Here is a 14,924-nt window from a genome sequence, read left to right as displayed (position 1 = left end):
ATGAAATTAGAAAAATTAGAAGCACTAACACCTGAATATTTAGAAAGTATTGGCTTTACTTGGCACACAGATAGTGATGAGAGTTCATATATTTCTGATAGCTTAGTTGTAATATCTGAAAATGAAGCAAATGCTTACTATGAAGCAACAAATGAACTTTATGATATGTTTGTTGAAGCTGCTCAATTTGTAATAGATAATGAATTTTTTCATGAACTAAATATCCCTTTTAATCTAGTAGATCTTGTAAAGGAGTCTTGGGAAAATGATGTTCATTGGCATTTGTACTCAAGATTTGATTTAGCTGGTGGAATAGATGGGAAACCAATTAAACTAATTGAGTTCAATGCAGATACACCAACTTCACTTTTTGAAACTGCAATTATTCAGTGGGCAATGCTAAAACAAAATAGTTTAGATGAAGCAGCACAATTTAACAATCTTTACGATGCAATAAAAGATAATTTTAAAAGAATAATAACACTAAATAGTGATATAGAGAAATTTGATGAATATTACTCACAACTTGGTTGGAAAATACTATTTTCTAGTATTTCAACTTCAAGTGAAGATATAAATACTACAAAGCTATTAGAGCATATTGCACAAGAAGCTGGATTTAACACTGATTTTGAATTTATTGAAAATATCTCTTTTAGTGATGATGGTATTTTCAAAAATGATGAGCTTTTTGAATTTTGGTTTAAACTAATTCCTTGGGAAAATATTGGTATTGAAGAGAGTGATTTAGCTTTGCTTTTAACTGAAATAATAAAAGAGAAAAAAGCTATTATATTTAATCCTGCCTATACATTAATCTTCCAATCAAAAGCATTTATGAAGATTTTATGGGATTTATATCCAAATCATCCACTTTTACTTGAAACATCTTTTGAGCCACTAAAAGGTAAAAAATATGTAGAAAAAAGAGCCTTTGGAAGAGAGGGAGAAAATGTAAAAATCATAAATCAAGATGGTTCAACAGATATAGAAACTAATGGTGATTATGAAGGACATAAGCCAATTTATCAAGAGTATGTAGAGTTTCCAAAAGATGAAAATGGTGAGTTTTATCAAGCTGGAGTTTTCTACTCTTATGAAGCTTGCGCTTTAGGATTTAGAAGAGGTGGAAAGATATTAAATAATATGTCAAAATTTGTTGGACATATTATTAAATAAAAAGTGGGAGTTTAAAAACTCTCCCACTCATCTGAACTTATTTTAGTATCTTCTACTTTTTTGTTTTCTATTTTTTCTACTTTATTTTCACTATTATTTATATTTGAAAGATTATCTTTTTTACCATTTTTAAACATTTTTACAAAATCATCTTCAACACTATTTTTACCAGAAAACTCTTTTGAGTTTGCATTTTCAAGTATTTTTTTAGCCATAGAAGAAGCTTCTCCTGCAATATCACTAGCAACTCTAGCAATATTTGCATTCTCTTGAGTTTGTTTGTCTAAAGATGAAACAGCATCGTTTATCTGCTCAACACCTCTTTGTTGCTCTTTTGAAGAGCTTGTTATATCTTGTATTAATGAAATAGTTTGATTTATAGAGTTATTTAAACCTTTATATCCATCAATCATACTACTTGCTATTTGTTTCCCATCATTTGCTTTTGATGTAGCACTTTCAACTATATTTTTTATCTCTTTTGCAGCTTCTGCACTTCTACTTGCAAGATTTCGCACCTCTTGAGCAACAACTGCAAACCCTTTCCCTGCTTCTCCAGCAGTTGCAGCTTCAACTGCTGCATTTAGACTTAGAATATTTGTTTGGAATGCTATTTGGTCAATTACTGAAATGGCATCATTTACTAAGTTTACTTGAATATTTATCTCATCCATAGATAAAGCAGTTTTATTTGCCAAATCTTGCCCCAAAGATGCAGCATTTGTAACATTTTTTGCAATATTTGACATCTCATTTATTTTATTATTTGAATTTGCAATACTGCTTGTAACCTCTTCTAATGCAGCTGCTGTCTCCTCTAATCTTGCTGCTGCATCATTTGAACTATTGTTTAATTTATCAACATTTACCAACAACTCATTTGAAGATTTATCCAAAATAAGACCATTTAGTTTATCTTTTTTAAGCATATCATTTATAGCACTTCTTAGTTGATTAATATTATTTATTAAGGCTTCAAAAACTCCACTTTTTTCAATTCCATCTAACTTTAACTCTTCTCTATAGTTATATTTTACATACTCTTCTAAGATATTGTTTACTTGTATAAAGTTTTGTTTTGTAGAACTTATCATATCATTTATACTCTCTTTTAATGTAGACAAAATCTCATCTGAAGTATCTTCTTTTATTAACTGGCTGTAATATCCATGTTTAACTCTATTTACAACAACAAAAACATCATCTATAAGTTTTTTATCTTCTAAAGTTCTATTTTCTATAATCTTTATATTATCATTTACAACTTTTGCCATAGCTCCAAATTCATCACTATTTTGAATATCTATATACTCAACTTTTGAGTTGTGTTTATTCATAAAGTCAAAAAACGAAGTAAGCCCTTTTTTGAACTTATTTAACGATTTAATAATATCTCTTGATAAAAGCAATAAAGACAAAATAACTATTAAAATAATAACTAAAGACTCAATAATTATAATATTTTTCAAACCTTTCATCTGCTTGTTGTAAAGTTCTGATTGAACTGTATAATCTTCTTCTTTCTCTTTAATAAGCTTAGAGAAATTTTCCCTACTTTTATTTGCAAGTGGTGTTGCATCTTTTTTATAAGCTTGATACATTGCTGCTAAAACTTCTGGAGTTCTATCAACATTTTCAAGAGATTTCATCTTTTTATATCCATCTTCTATAAAATCAAGTACTGTTTTTTTTACTTCCAAAACAACATTTTTTTCAGCTTCATTTTGAGAAGTTTGAAGTAAACCATCAAAAGATTTTATAATATTTTCCCTACTCTTCTCTAAATTCTTTATATTATTTTCGTAAGCATTTCCAAGCATAATATCTCTTGAATTTCTAGCTACGAAGTTTAATTCTCTTTCAACTTCTAAAACATAAAATTTACCAGCAACTGCCCTATCTTTAAATATATTAAAGTTCTTTTCTGTGTTTAAAAGATTGTTAAACTTCAAAAGTCCTGTAATAAAAATTGTCACAAAAATAACGACAGCAAATAGCATCATCTTTTTTGCAATACTAAAATTTAAGCCTTCCATTGTATCTCCCCTTTGTGTTTTTATGAAAATTAAATATAACATAATTAAATAATTAAACTATAACAAATAATGTATTTTTAGATATTGCTTAGCAAAAAATGATACAATATTACTCAAAATTTATAGAAAAGATAAAATATGACAAAAGAAGAATATGAAAGAAATATAGAAAAATTAATATCTTGGGCAAAGGCTTATTATGTTGATGATGAACCAATAGCAAGCGATGAAGAGTATGATAAATTAGCAAGAGAGTGTTTAGAATTTGAAAATAAAAACCCAAATTTAATAGATCCAAATTCACCAAATAGAAGAGTTGGTGGAGCTGTTTTGAAAGGATTTAAAAAAGCAAATCATTTAAGTCGTATGTGGTCACAAGAAGATGTTTTTAATGACAAAGAGCTTGAAGATTGGATAAAAAGAGCTTCTAAGGTTGGTGAAAATTTAGAGTTTTTTTGTCAGCCAAAATTTGATGGCGCATCTTTAAATCTTATTTATGAAAATGGTATTTTAAAACAAGCAATTACTAGAGGTGATGGGGAAATAGGAGAAGATGTTACACAAAATGCAATGACAATACAATCTATACCTTTAGAAATTAGTGAAAAATCTCTTATTGAAATAAGAGGTGAAGTTGTAATAAAAAAAAGTGATTTTGAAACTATAAATATTGAAAGATTAAAAAATAAAGAAGCAACTTTTGCAAATCCAAGAAATGCAGCAGCTGGAAGTTTAAGACAACTTGATTCTTCTATTACTTCAAAAAGAAAACTATTTTTTAATGCTTGGGGAGTTGGTCAAAATAGTTTAAATTTTGAAAAAACATCTCAAATGATGGATTATATATTCTCTTTAGGATTTGTAAAAACTCCTATGCAAACTTTAGTAAAAGAGATAAATGATATAAAAAAATTATATGAAAATATGATAAAAAAAAGAGATACTTTTCCTATGCTTTTAGATGGAATGGTTATAAAAATAGATGATATTTCAACTCAACAAGATTTAGGTTTTACTCAAAAATTTCCAAGATGGTCATGTGCATATAAATTCCCAGCAGTAGAAAAAACTACAAAATTAAAAGATATTATTTTACAAGTTGGAAGAACAGGAGTTGTAACACCTGTTGCAATAGTTGAACCAGTTTTAATTGAAGGTGCAAATGTAGAACGTGCTACTTTACATAATTTTGATGAGATAAAAAGACTTGATTTAAAAATTGGTGATGAGATAATAATAATAAGAAGTGGAGATGTAATTCCAAAAATTACAAAGGTTTTAAAAGATAGAAGAACTGGAAATGAAAAAGAAATTTTAAAACCAACTATTTGCCCTGATTGTTCTAGTGAACTATTAATAGAAGATATTATGATTAAGTGTCAAAATCTTGATTGTCCATCAAGAGTTGTAAACTCTATCATATATTTTGCTAGTAAAAACTGTCTAAATATAGATGGATTAGGAGATAAAATAGTAGAATTTTTAGTAAATGAAAAAAAGATTTTTGATATTTTAGATTTATACTCTTTAAAATATGAAGATTTAGAAAACCTTGAAGGTTTTAAAGAAAAAAAGATAAACAATCTTTTAAATGCTATAGAAAACTCAAAAAATAGTGAGCTATATAGAGTTCTTACAGCTTTGGGAATTGAGCATATTGGTGAAGTTGCTTCAAAATCTATTTGTAGTAAATTTGGTTTAAATTTGGTAGACATTTCATTTGAAGATCTTATAAGTATAGATGGAATTGGTGAACAAATGGCAAACTCATTTTTAGAGTTTTTTAGAGTAAATCGTGAATTTGTTTTAAAACTTTTTGATATTTTAAAACCAAAAGTAACTATAAAAGAAGAAGCAAAAGATAATCTATTTAAAAACAAAACAGTGGTTATAACTGGAACGATGAGCAAAAGTAGAGATGAAATAAAACTATTTTTGGAAAATTTAGGAGCAAAAGTAAGCTCTAGCATATCTAAAAAAACAGACTTTTTAATATATGGTGAAGATGCTGGAAGCAAATATGATAAAGCTATAGAGCTTGGAATTGAAATTTTAACAGAAGATCAGATGTATTCAAAACTATAATCAATTTTATAAATACATAATTTTTTTAAGTATAAATGATATATTATTTCCTTGAAAAATAAAGAATATAGTAGTAATGTAATTTACAACAATCAAAAATAAGATTTTAAAATTTCAAAATCTATTTTATTTACTAGGAGTAAAAATGATCAAAAACTTAAAGATTAGAACAAAACTTATTGTTTTATCTTTTGTTTCTTTAGCTATTGTACTATTTTTAGGTATTACAAGTATCTCTAAATTAGAAAATACAAATGAAGGTTTAAAAAGAGTATACAATGATAGGGTAATTCCTTTAGTACAATTAAAAAATATTTCTGAAGCATATGCAGTTAATATTGTTGATACAGCAGTAAAATTAAGAAACAATAAAATACCTTTTGAAAAATGTGTTTTAAATATAACTGAAGCTAAAAATATTATTGATAAAAATTGGGATGAATATTTATCTACAAACCTAGATGAAGAAGAAAAAGCAATAGTAAAAAATACAAAAATTATTCTTTCTAATGCAAATAATACTACTGATAGTATCAAACAAGCTTGTACAAATAAAGATTTAGAAACAATTACTTCAATTGTCATGGATAGTATGTATGAGACTATTGAACCTGTTTCTAATAATATTGCTCAACTAATGGAACATCAACTAAAAGCTGCATCTGAAATAAATAAACAAGCAAACAAAGATTATGATAGTACTATACTTCAAACTATTGTTACAATAATAGTAGCTTTTTTATTGTTAATTTTTATCTCTTTCTTAATAATTTCAGATATGACAAATAAAATTACGAATTTCAAAAATGGTTTATTAGGTTTTTTTGCTTATTTAAATAGAGAATCTATTAATCCAGAGCTTTTAAAAGATGATTCAAAAGATGAATTTGGAGAAATGGCAAAAGTTGTAAATCAAAATATTTTAAAAACTCAAAAAGGTATTGAAGAAGATAGAAAACTAATAAATGAAACAATTGCTGTTTTAGCAGAATTTGAAAAAGGTGATTTATCACAAAGATTAAATTTAGATGTTGAAAATCCTTCTTTAGTAGAATTAAAAAAAGTTATAAACAATATGGGAAGTATTTTAGAAACAAATATTGAGAATATATTAAAAGTTTTAGAACAATATTCAAATTATAATTATTTAAATAAAATAGACCAAAAAGGTTTAAAGGAGCATTTATTAAAACTTTCAAATGGTGTTAATAATCTTGGTGATTCAATAACTAATATGTTAGTACAAAATAAATCAAATGGATTAACTCTAGAACAAAGTTCTAGCATACTGCTTTCAAATGTTGATAAACTGAATTTAAGTTCAAATGAAGCAGCAGCTTCACTAGAAGAGACAGCGGCAGCTCTTGAGGAAATTACAAGTAATATTAGAAACAACACAGAAAATATTGCAAAGATGGCTAAATATTCAGGTGAAATTACAAAAGCATCTAGTGATGGTGAAAAACTTGCTAACAAAACAACTTTAGCAATGGATGAAATAAACAATAAAGTAAACTTAGTAAATGATGCCATTTCAGTAATTGACCAAATAGCATTCCAAACAAATATTCTAAGTCTAAATGCTGCAGTTGAAGCTGCAACTGCAGGAGAAGCAGGAAAAGGATTTGCAGTTGTTGCTCAAGAGGTTAGGAATTTGGCAAGTAGAAGTGCAGAAGCTGCAAAAGATATAAAAAATATTGTTGAAGAGGCTACAAAAAAAGCAAATGAAGGTAAAGATATAGCAAATGAAATGATTGAAGGATATAAGAGTCTAAATGATTCAATAAGCTCAACAATCAATCTAATTTCAGATATTGAGATGTCAAGTAAGGAGCAATTATCAGGAATTGAACAAATTAATGATGCTGTAAATCAACTTGACCAACAAACTCAGCAAAATGCTGCAATATCTACACAAACAAATGATATAGCAATAACTTCAGATAAAATTGCTAAACTAATAGTTGAAGATGCAAATGCAAAAGATTTTCATGGAAAGAATGATATTGTTGCAAAAAATATAGAACAAAATTCAATAAAATCAGAGATTGATTTAAAAAATATAAAAACAGATATAAATAAATCTACAAGTATTAAAAAAGATTCAAAAATAGTTCAAAGTAGTAATCAAAATGATAATGCGTGGGAAAGTTTTTAAATTCTTATACTAAGAAAACGGATATAATTTCCGTTTTCTAGTCTTTTTTATACGTGATAGTTTGGAGCTTCATTTGTGATTGTTACATCATGAACATGAGACTCTCTAAGTCCTGCACTAGTTATTTCAACAAACTCTGCTGTATCTTGGAATGTAATAATATCTTTACTTCCTAAATAGCCCATAGAACTTCTTAATCCACCAACCATTTGATGAATAATATCAGCAATCGTTCCTCTATAAGCAACTCTTCCTTCAATTCCCTCAGGTACTAGTTTATCAGCAGCCGTTCCTTCTTGGAAATATCTATCAGTACTTCCTTTTGTCATAGCTCCAATACTTCCCATTCCTCTATAAGATTTGAATTTTCTTCCTTGATAAAGAATTACTTCACCTGGACACTCATCAGTTCCTGCTAATGCACTTCCCATCATAACACAACTAGCCCCTACGGCTAATGCTTTTGCTACGTCACCTGAATATTTAATTCCACCATCTGCAATTATTGGTGTTCCAGTTTTTTTAGCTTCAATAGCACATTCATCAATAGCACTCATTTGAGGTACTCCAACACCTGCAACAATTCTTGTTGTACAGATACTTCCAGGTCCAATTCCAACTTTAACACCATCAGCACCACAAGCAATTAAATCTCTTGTAGCTTCAGCAGTTGCAACATTTCCAGCTATTAACTCAACTTTTAATTCTGATTTTATAGCCTTAACCGTATCTAAAATACCTTTTGAATGACCATGTGCTGAATCTAAAACTAAAACATCAACGCCAACAGCAACTAAAGCTCTAGCTCGATCAAGTTGATTAACTCCAATAGCAGCTCCAACTCTTAATCTGCCAAACTCATCCTTACAAGCATTTGGATACTCGATTTTTTTATTTATATCTTTAATTGTAATAAGACCAATTAATTTATTATGATCATTTACAATTGGAAGTTTTTCTATTTTATTTTGGTGCATAATTTCAGCAGCTTGCTCTAAAGTTGTACCTTCTACTGCTGTAACAAGTGGCATTTTTGTCATTTTTTCATATGCTTTAAATCTAAAATCTTTAGTAAATCTCATATCTCTATTAGTTAAAATACCAACTAAAATACCATCATCATCAACAACAGGAACACCTGAAATTTTATATGTAGCCATAATATCTTCGGCATCTTGCAAAGTTTGATTAGGTTTGATTGTAATTGGATCAATTATCATTCCTGATTCAGATTTTTTTACTTTTTGACACTGTAAAACTTGTGCTTCAATATCCATATTTTTATGAATTATTCCAATCCCACCAAGTCTTGCCATTGCAATAGCAGCTTGATACTCTGTAACTGTATCCATTGCAGCACTTACAAATGGAACATTTAATTCAATATTTTTAGTTAATTTTGTTTTTGTACAAACCTCTTTTGGTAAAACTTCTGATTTTGCAGGAACAAGTAACACATCTTCAAAAGTTAAAGCTCTTTTTCTAATTCTCATCTTTATATCCTAATTATATTTTATTATTTTGTATATTTTACAGCTTTTTCCATAGATAAAGCACCATTGAATAAAGTTTGTTCTTCATAACTATTTGCAATTAATTGAAGTCCTATTGGAAGTCCTTCACTATCTTTTGCAACTGGTAAACTAATAGCTGGAAGACCTGCTAAATTTACACCTATAGTATATATATCTGCTAAATACATCTCCAAAGCATTTGAATATGAACCAAATTTTGGAGCAGTAGTTGGAGCAACTGGCGATAAAATCAAATCAGAACTTTCAAAAATTTTATCAAATTCAGCTTTTATAAGACTTCTTACTTTTTGTGCTTTTATATAGTAAGCATCATAATATCCTGAACTTAATACAAAAGAACCAAGCATAATTCTCTTTTTAACTTCATATCCAAAGCCTTGAGTTTTTGTATCTACATACATATCTTTTAGGTTTCCTTCACCTTTTCTTGCACCATATCTAACACCATCAAATCTAGCTAAATTTGCACTTGCTTCTGCTGCTGCAATAATATAATATGCTGAAATAATTTTATTTGTATCTATCATATTTGCATGAACAATTTCGTGTCCTTGCTCTTTTAAAAGTTCAACAGTTTTATTAAATGAAGTTTGTATTTCGCTAGAAGCTTGAGCAACAAAGTTATCAATAACTGTGATTCTAAATTTTTTATTACTATCTAAATTTGGAGTAACTTTTGGATAATCAATATTAGCACTAGTAGAGTCTCTTTTATCATAACCAGCTATTATATCGTACAAAATTGCAGCATCTTCAACATTTTGAGTAATTGGTCCACATTGATCTAAAGATGATGAGTAGGCAACTATTCCATATCTTGAAACTCTTCCATAAGTTGGTTTCATTCCAACAACACCACAATAAGCAGCTGGTTGTCTAATACTTCCACCTGTATCTGTTCCTAGAGCTGCAATAGCAATTCCTGCAGCAACAGCAGCTGCACTTCCACCACTACTTCCACCTGGAATTCTTGAATTATCAATAGGATTTAAAGTTTTCCCATGAGCTGAACTTTCTGTAGAGCTTCCCATTGCAAACTCATCCATATTTGTAAGTCCAAAAGGACTTAATCCAGAACTTTCTAAATTTTCTATAACAGTTGCATTAAAAGGAGAAACATACCCTTTTAAAATATTACTAGAGCAGTCAAGCTCCCAATTTTTAACATTTATATTGTTTTTAATAGCTATTGGAATTCCATTTCCATAACTATAAATATCTTTATTTTCTAACTGTTCAATATAAGCGCCAACATTACTATTTTTTATTTTTATTTTTAAATCATCTTTTAATTTTTCTATATCTTCACTACTTAATTTGAGTGCTTCTTTTAAAGTCATAAACTGGTTCTCCTAAGATTTCTAGGTATAATAAACGCCTGATTTTATCTAAATTTTGTTTAAAAAAAGTGTAAGTGGATTTTGTAAGGTTACTTTTTGGGGAAATAATAGTTTTTTGAAATAAAAAAAGGGATAGTTTCCTATCCCTTGAAAGATTAAATGAAAGAGATAAATGCCATTGGTGTAGCATCACCTTTTCTAATTCTTGTTTTTATAATAGATGTATATCCACCATTTCTACCTTCGTATTTTGGTGCTATTTCATTTATTAGTTTTTTAGTAGCTTCTTTGCTTTGTAATGCAGCAAATACATATCTATGTGTATTTAAATCAGCATTTCTTGCAGATGTTACTAATTTCTCAATATATCTTTTTAGTTCTTTTGCTTTTGGAACAGTTGTTTCAATTTTTTCTCTCTCAATAATTGCAATTGCTAAATTTTTTAACAATGCTTTTCTATGAGCAGAAGTTCTATTTAACTTTCTATAACCGTGCTTATGTCTCATATTAAACCCTTAATTTATGCTTTTAATTGCTCTAATTTTCTTCTTAAAGAAGAAGCAATATTTTCTGGAAGTGTATTTTCAACTGGATAACCTAATGACTCTAACTTTTCAGCTATTTCATTATAAGATTTTGTTCCAAGGTTTTTGATATTTTTAACTTCAACTTCACTCATAAGTACTAACTCACCTAAATATTTAATTCCATTTCTATCTAAAGCATTGTAGCTTCTAGCAGTTAAGTTTAAATCTTCAATTTTTACAACCAAATCTTTTAACTCAACATTATCATCACTTGAATCGCTAATTGATACTTCTGATAAATCAAAAACTTTATTAAATACTGACATTTGTGAATACATAACACTAACAGCTTCTTTAAATGCAGTAATTGGACTAATTTGCCCATTTGTAAGTACATTAAATACAGCTTTTTCAAAGTTTGGATTATCTTCAACCAACATTTTTTCAATACTATAAACCACTTTTCTAACTGGAGTAAAGAAAGCATCAATTGGTATAAAATCTGCTCCAACGATATCTCTAATATCTTCAGATGGCATATATCCAATACCTTTTTGAATAATAACTGTAAAAGTTAAATTACAATCACTATTTATAGTTGCTAAATGTTCATCTGTTGATACAACATCAACTTCAGAGTTAATTAAATCTTCACCTTTAATATCTCTAGGTCCGTTAAAAGAGTACTCAACAGAAACCTGATTTTTATCACCATTTATTTTAAATCTCATATTTTTAAGATTTATAACAAACATAGCAACATCTTCAAGCATTCCTCTTAATGAGTCAAACTCATGAGTTACGCTTTCAATCTTAACAGCAATTGGTGCATAACCAACAGATGAACTTAAAAGTAATCTTCTTAACGGATGAGCTAAAGTTATCGCAAATCCATCTTCAAATGGATAAGCTGTAATTTTAGCTTCATTAGCACTAATAGCCTCAATTTCAACTTCAGTTGGTAAAAACGGAGTTTCTGCAAACTTTTTCATTGGCTACCTTTTATTTTTTATTTAGAGTATAACTCAACAATTAATCTCTCTTCAACCGGAATAACTATCTCTTCTCTAGCAGGTATTCTTGTGAAAATTCCAAATACTTTATCTTTATCCACATTTACCCAATCAACCATTCCTGTTTGATTTGTAAGCTCGATAGCTCTTTTAATTTGTGGATTATTTTTTGATTTTTCTCTAATTTCAATTTTTTGCCCAGGTTTTACTATGTATGATGGAATATCAACTTTTTTACCATCTACTAAGATATGCCCGTGAGTTGTTATTTGCCTAGCAAATGCTCTAGTTGTAGCAAATCCCATTCTATAAACAACATTATCTAATCTTTGTTCAATTAGAGTAATTAAAATTGTTCCTGTATTTCCTTCTCTTCTAACTGCTTCTTTGAAGTAGTTACTGAATTGTTTTTCAGAAATACCATACATAAATTTAACTTTTTGTTTTTCTCTTAATTGTAATCCATACTCAGAAATTTTAGTTCTTCTTTGTCCATGTTGTCCTGGAGCAAATGGTCTTTTTTCTAAAGCACTTTTACCTGAAAGTCTTCTCTCACCTTTTAAACCAAGGTCTGCTTCAAGTCTTCTTTCGATTTTTTCTACTGGTCCTCTATATCTTGCCATATTTTACTCCTTACACTCTTCTTCTTTTAGGAGGTCTACAACCATTGTGTGCTAATGGTGTAACATCTTTTAACCAAGTAACTCTAATCCCGTTAATAGCACCAACTGATTTAACAGCTGTATCTCTTCCAGAACCAGGACCTTGAATTTTAATTCCTACATTTTTAATTCCATGCTCCATTGCTTTTGCCATAGCATCTTCAACTGCAGCTTGAGCAGCAAATGGAGTTGATTTTTTAGAACCCTTGAACCCTAAGTTTCCAGCACTTGACCATGCTATTGCATTTCCCATGTTATCTGTAACTGTAACCATTGTATTGTTAAAACTTGCAGCTATATGAACGATACCGTCAGCAATATTTTTTCTTACAATTTTTTTTCTAGTAACTTTTCTTTTTGCCATTATCTATCCTTATTTACTTGCTGCACCAATAGTTTTCTTTTTACCTTTTCTTGTTCTTGCATTAGTTTTAGTCTTTTGCCCTCTACAAGGTAAACCTTTTCTGTGTCTTAATCCTCTATATGAACCTAAATCCATCAAAGACTTAATATCCATAGCAACTTTTTTTCTAAGATCCCCTTCTACTAGGTAGTTTTCTTGAATCTCTTTTCTAATTAAAGCAGCCTCATCTTCTGTTAATTCAAATGCTCTTTTGTTGAAATCAACTCCAGTAGCAGTTAAAATTAGTCTTGAATGGTGTAACCCAATTCCAAAGATGTATGTTAAAGCATACTCCATTCTTTTTTTGTTTGGTAAATCAACACCTGCGATTCTTGCCATGTGTCTTATCCTTGTCTTTGTTTATGTTTTTTGTTTTCGCAGATTACTCTTACGATACCTCTTCTTTTGATAACTTTACATTTATCACACATTTTTTTAACTGAAGCTCTTACTTTCATAAGTCTCGTCCTTCTTTGTTTGTGTTTTTTTCCAATTTTCAACAGGAAAAATCTAAAATAAAACTCTTCCAACTCTCTATAAAATACAAATTTAATTGATTAATTTTACAAAAACTTCTTTCATGGTTGAAAAAATGGAACTGCATTGTATTTAATTATTACTTAAGGTTTGTTGAATATGATATAATTTTCCAAAATATAAATAGTAGGAGTAAAATATGCAAATATTTAAAAATAATTTAATAAATATAGAGATAGAAAATAGCGAAATTCCTTGGTTAAAAATTTTTACAAATAAAAATGTTAAAGAGTTTTCACAATGCGATAATGAAACAAAACAAGAAATTTGGAAATACCTTGATATTATAGAGAAAAAAATGATTAAATACTACAATCCTGAAAAGATAAATATTGCATCATTTGGAAATTATGTTCCTCATGTACATTTTCATGTAATGTCAAGATTTAAAGAAGATAGCTTTTTTCCAGAACCTATGTGGGGAAAAAAACAAAGAGAGGCAAACTTAAATTTACCCTCTTTTGAGATTTTTATAGATGAGTTAAAAAAAGATTTTTAGTTCTTTTTTAAAAAATCAATCAACCATCTTGATTGATTTTTTCTATTAATTCTTTTAAAACTTTTTCTGATTCTTCTTTATAAATTTGGCAAGCTCCAGCATTTTCATGTCCACCACCACCATATTTAAGCATTAGTTCACCAATATTTGTTTTAGAAGTTTTATTTGTAATAGATTTTCCTGTGCTGTATACAATCTTATCTTTATCTTTTGCATAGAAAATATGAATAGATATATTTTGCTCAGGAAAAAGTGTATAAACCATAAATCTATTTCCAGGATATATAATCTCTTCATCTCTATAATCTATTATCACTAAATTGTTATAAACTTTTGTACATTTTTTAAGCTGATCTTTAAATTGCTCTTCGTATTGAAAATATAAATCAACTCTCTCTTTTACATCTGGAAGTTCTAATATTTCATCAATATTATGTCTAGCACAATAGTGAATTAAATCCATCATTAATTGATAGTTTGATATTCTAAAGTTCCTAAATCTTCCAAGTCCAGTTCTACTATCCATTAAAAAGCTCAATAGTGTCCAAGCTCTTGGTCTTACAATATCTTCATATAAAAAATTTGCACTATCAGCTTTATTTGCCCCTTGCATCATAGATGTAAAATATCCAGGGAAAACTTCATCTCCATCATAATAATCATAAACAACCTGAGCAGCACTTGGAGCATCTGGATTTATAATATGATTATCTTTTTTCTCATTTCTTAATGTTTCTGAAAAGTGATGGTCAAATGCTAAATAAACTCCATCTACATAAGGAAGATTAGTTGTTATATCATTATTTGTTATCTCAATCAATCCATCTTGCATATCTTTTGGGTGAACAAAAGTAATTTCATCTATAATATCAAGATATTTAAGCAATGTACCGCAAACAAGTCCATCCATATCACTTCGTGTTACTAGCCTATACTTTTTTTCACTCATT

14 protein-coding genes are annotated in these 14,924 nt (G+C 28.5%); 4 read left to right on the top strand and 10 right to left on the bottom strand.

The window, feature by feature from the left end:
* Positions 1–1,179: a glutathionylspermidine synthase family protein gene (locus ACRYA_RS04075; RefSeq protein ID WP_105917521.1), complete on the top strand. Its 1,179-nt coding sequence runs from the start codon at positions 1–3 to the stop codon at positions 1,177–1,179.
* Between the two features lie 11 nt (positions 1,180–1,190).
* On the opposite strand, the gene ACRYA_RS04070 is transcribed toward ACRYA_RS04075, so the two are convergent.
* Positions 1,191–3,215 carry a methyl-accepting chemotaxis protein gene (locus ACRYA_RS04070; RefSeq protein WP_165786087.1) on the bottom strand — a complete coding sequence of 675 codons (2,025 nt, stop codon included), beginning with the start codon at positions 3,213–3,215 and terminating at the stop codon, positions 1,191–1,193.
* Between the two features lie 138 nt (positions 3,216–3,353).
* On the opposite strand from ACRYA_RS04070, the gene ligA reads away from it, so the two are divergent.
* Positions 3,354–5,300: an NAD-dependent DNA ligase LigA gene (ligA, locus tag ACRYA_RS04065; RefSeq protein WP_105917523.1), complete on the top strand. Its 1,947-nt coding sequence runs from the start codon at positions 3,354–3,356 to the stop codon at positions 5,298–5,300.
* Positions 5,301–5,445: 145 nt separating this feature from the next.
* Positions 5,446–7,458, top strand: coding sequence for a HAMP domain-containing methyl-accepting chemotaxis protein (locus ACRYA_RS04060; protein WP_105917524.1), 2,013 nt, complete (start codon positions 5,446–5,448; stop codon positions 7,456–7,458).
* Positions 7,459–7,505: 47 nt separating this feature from the next.
* Here ACRYA_RS04060 and guaB read toward each other — a convergent pair whose 3' ends face one another.
* The 8 genes from guaB to rpmJ all read right to left on the bottom strand — a co-directional run bounded on the left by guaB (position 7,506) and on the right by rpmJ (position 13,396).
* Positions 7,506–8,951, bottom strand: coding sequence for an IMP dehydrogenase (gene guaB / locus ACRYA_RS04055; RefSeq protein WP_105917525.1), 1,446 nt, complete (start codon positions 8,949–8,951; stop codon positions 7,506–7,508).
* A 23-nt stretch (positions 8,952–8,974) separates the two neighbouring features.
* The gene (gatA, locus tag ACRYA_RS04050; protein WP_105917526.1) at positions 8,975–10,333 is read right to left on the bottom strand and encodes an Asp-tRNA(Asn)/Glu-tRNA(Gln) amidotransferase subunit GatA; all 1,359 of its coding nucleotides are present in this window, start codon (positions 10,331–10,333) and stop codon (positions 8,975–8,977) included.
* Positions 10,334–10,488: 155 nt separating this feature from the next.
* The gene (gene rplQ, locus ACRYA_RS04045; RefSeq protein WP_105910829.1) at positions 10,489–10,839 is read right to left on the bottom strand and encodes a 50S ribosomal protein L17; all 351 of its coding nucleotides are present in this window, start codon (positions 10,837–10,839) and stop codon (positions 10,489–10,491) included.
* A gap of 14 nt (positions 10,840–10,853) precedes the next feature.
* Positions 10,854–11,852, bottom strand: coding sequence for a DNA-directed RNA polymerase subunit alpha (locus tag ACRYA_RS04040; protein ID WP_121443278.1), 999 nt, complete (start codon positions 11,850–11,852; stop codon positions 10,854–10,856).
* 17 nt (positions 11,853–11,869) lie between these two features.
* The gene (rpsD, locus tag ACRYA_RS04035) at positions 11,870–12,496 is read right to left on the bottom strand and encodes a 30S ribosomal protein S4 (protein WP_105917528.1); all 627 of its coding nucleotides are present in this window, start codon (positions 12,494–12,496) and stop codon (positions 11,870–11,872) included.
* Between the two features lie 10 nt (positions 12,497–12,506).
* Positions 12,507–12,899 carry a 30S ribosomal protein S11 gene (rpsK, locus tag ACRYA_RS04030; RefSeq protein WP_105915943.1) on the bottom strand — a complete coding sequence of 131 codons (393 nt, stop codon included), beginning with the start codon at positions 12,897–12,899 and terminating at the stop codon, positions 12,507–12,509.
* A 9-nt stretch (positions 12,900–12,908) separates the two neighbouring features.
* A complete protein-coding gene (gene rpsM, locus ACRYA_RS04025; protein WP_066164441.1) occupies positions 12,909–13,277 on the bottom strand; it encodes a 30S ribosomal protein S13 in 369 nt (122 codons plus the stop codon).
* Positions 13,278–13,282: 5 nt separating this feature from the next.
* On the bottom strand, positions 13,283–13,396 hold the full coding sequence (rpmJ, locus tag ACRYA_RS04020) for a 50S ribosomal protein L36 (RefSeq protein WP_004509205.1): 114 nt from the start codon (positions 13,394–13,396) through the stop codon (positions 13,283–13,285).
* 218 nt (positions 13,397–13,614) lie between these two features.
* Between rpmJ and ACRYA_RS04015 the strand changes: the two genes are divergently transcribed.
* A complete protein-coding gene (locus tag ACRYA_RS04015) occupies positions 13,615–13,974 on the top strand; it encodes an HIT family protein (RefSeq protein WP_105917529.1) in 360 nt (119 codons plus the stop codon).
* A gap of 19 nt (positions 13,975–13,993) precedes the next feature.
* On the opposite strand, the gene ACRYA_RS04010 is transcribed toward ACRYA_RS04015, so the two are convergent.
* The gene (locus ACRYA_RS04010) at positions 13,994–14,923 is read right to left on the bottom strand and encodes a DHHA1 domain-containing protein (protein ID WP_105917530.1); all 930 of its coding nucleotides are present in this window, start codon (positions 14,921–14,923) and stop codon (positions 13,994–13,996) included.
* Position 14,924 lies beyond the last annotated feature (1 nt).

The organism is Aliarcobacter cryaerophilus ATCC 43158, assembly GCF_003660105.1.
In the GTDB taxonomy this organism is placed as follows: Bacteria; Campylobacterota; Campylobacteria; order Campylobacterales; family Arcobacteraceae; genus Aliarcobacter; species Aliarcobacter cryaerophilus.
The sequence above is the reverse complement of the archived record's forward strand: the minus strand, read 5'-3'. Positions and strand labels throughout refer to the sequence as shown.

What these genes read in the sequence shown, in the direction of transcription:
- ACRYA_RS04075 (WP_105917521.1), top strand. Translation starts at nt 1, where the DNA reads ATGAAATTAGAAAAATTAGAAGCACTAACACCTGAATATTTAGAAAGT.
- ACRYA_RS04070 (WP_165786087.1), bottom strand. Translation starts at nt 3,215, where the DNA reads ATGGAAGGCTTAAATTTTAGTATTGCAAAAAAGATGATGCTATTTGCT.
- ligA (WP_105917523.1), top strand. Translation starts at nt 3,354, where the DNA reads ATGACAAAAGAAGAATATGAAAGAAATATAGAAAAATTAATATCTTGG.
- ACRYA_RS04060 (WP_105917524.1), top strand. Translation starts at nt 5,446, where the DNA reads ATGATCAAAAACTTAAAGATTAGAACAAAACTTATTGTTTTATCTTTT.
- guaB (WP_105917525.1), bottom strand. Translation starts at nt 8,951, where the DNA reads ATGAGAATTAGAAAAAGAGCTTTAACTTTTGAAGATGTGTTACTTGTT.
- gatA (WP_105917526.1), bottom strand. Translation starts at nt 10,333, where the DNA reads ATGACTTTAAAAGAAGCACTCAAATTAAGTAGTGAAGATATAGAAAAA.
- rplQ (WP_105910829.1), bottom strand. Translation starts at nt 10,839, where the DNA reads ATGAGACATAAGCACGGTTATAGAAAGTTAAATAGAACTTCTGCTCAT.
- ACRYA_RS04040 (WP_121443278.1), bottom strand. Translation starts at nt 11,852, where the DNA reads ATGAAAAAGTTTGCAGAAACTCCGTTTTTACCAACTGAAGTTGAAATT.
- rpsD (WP_105917528.1), bottom strand. Translation starts at nt 12,496, where the DNA reads ATGGCAAGATATAGAGGACCAGTAGAAAAAATCGAAAGAAGACTTGAA.
- rpsK (WP_105915943.1), bottom strand. Translation starts at nt 12,899, where the DNA reads ATGGCAAAAAGAAAAGTTACTAGAAAAAAAATTGTAAGAAAAAATATT.
- rpsM (WP_066164441.1), bottom strand. Translation starts at nt 13,277, where the DNA reads ATGGCAAGAATCGCAGGTGTTGATTTACCAAACAAAAAAAGAATGGAG.
- rpmJ (WP_004509205.1), bottom strand. Translation starts at nt 13,396, where the DNA reads ATGAAAGTAAGAGCTTCAGTTAAAAAAATGTGTGATAAATGTAAAGTT.
- ACRYA_RS04015 (WP_105917529.1), top strand. Translation starts at nt 13,615, where the DNA reads ATGCAAATATTTAAAAATAATTTAATAAATATAGAGATAGAAAATAGC.
- ACRYA_RS04010 (WP_105917530.1), bottom strand. Translation starts at nt 14,923, where the DNA reads ATGAGTGAAAAAAAGTATAGGCTAGTAACACGAAGTGATATGGATGGA.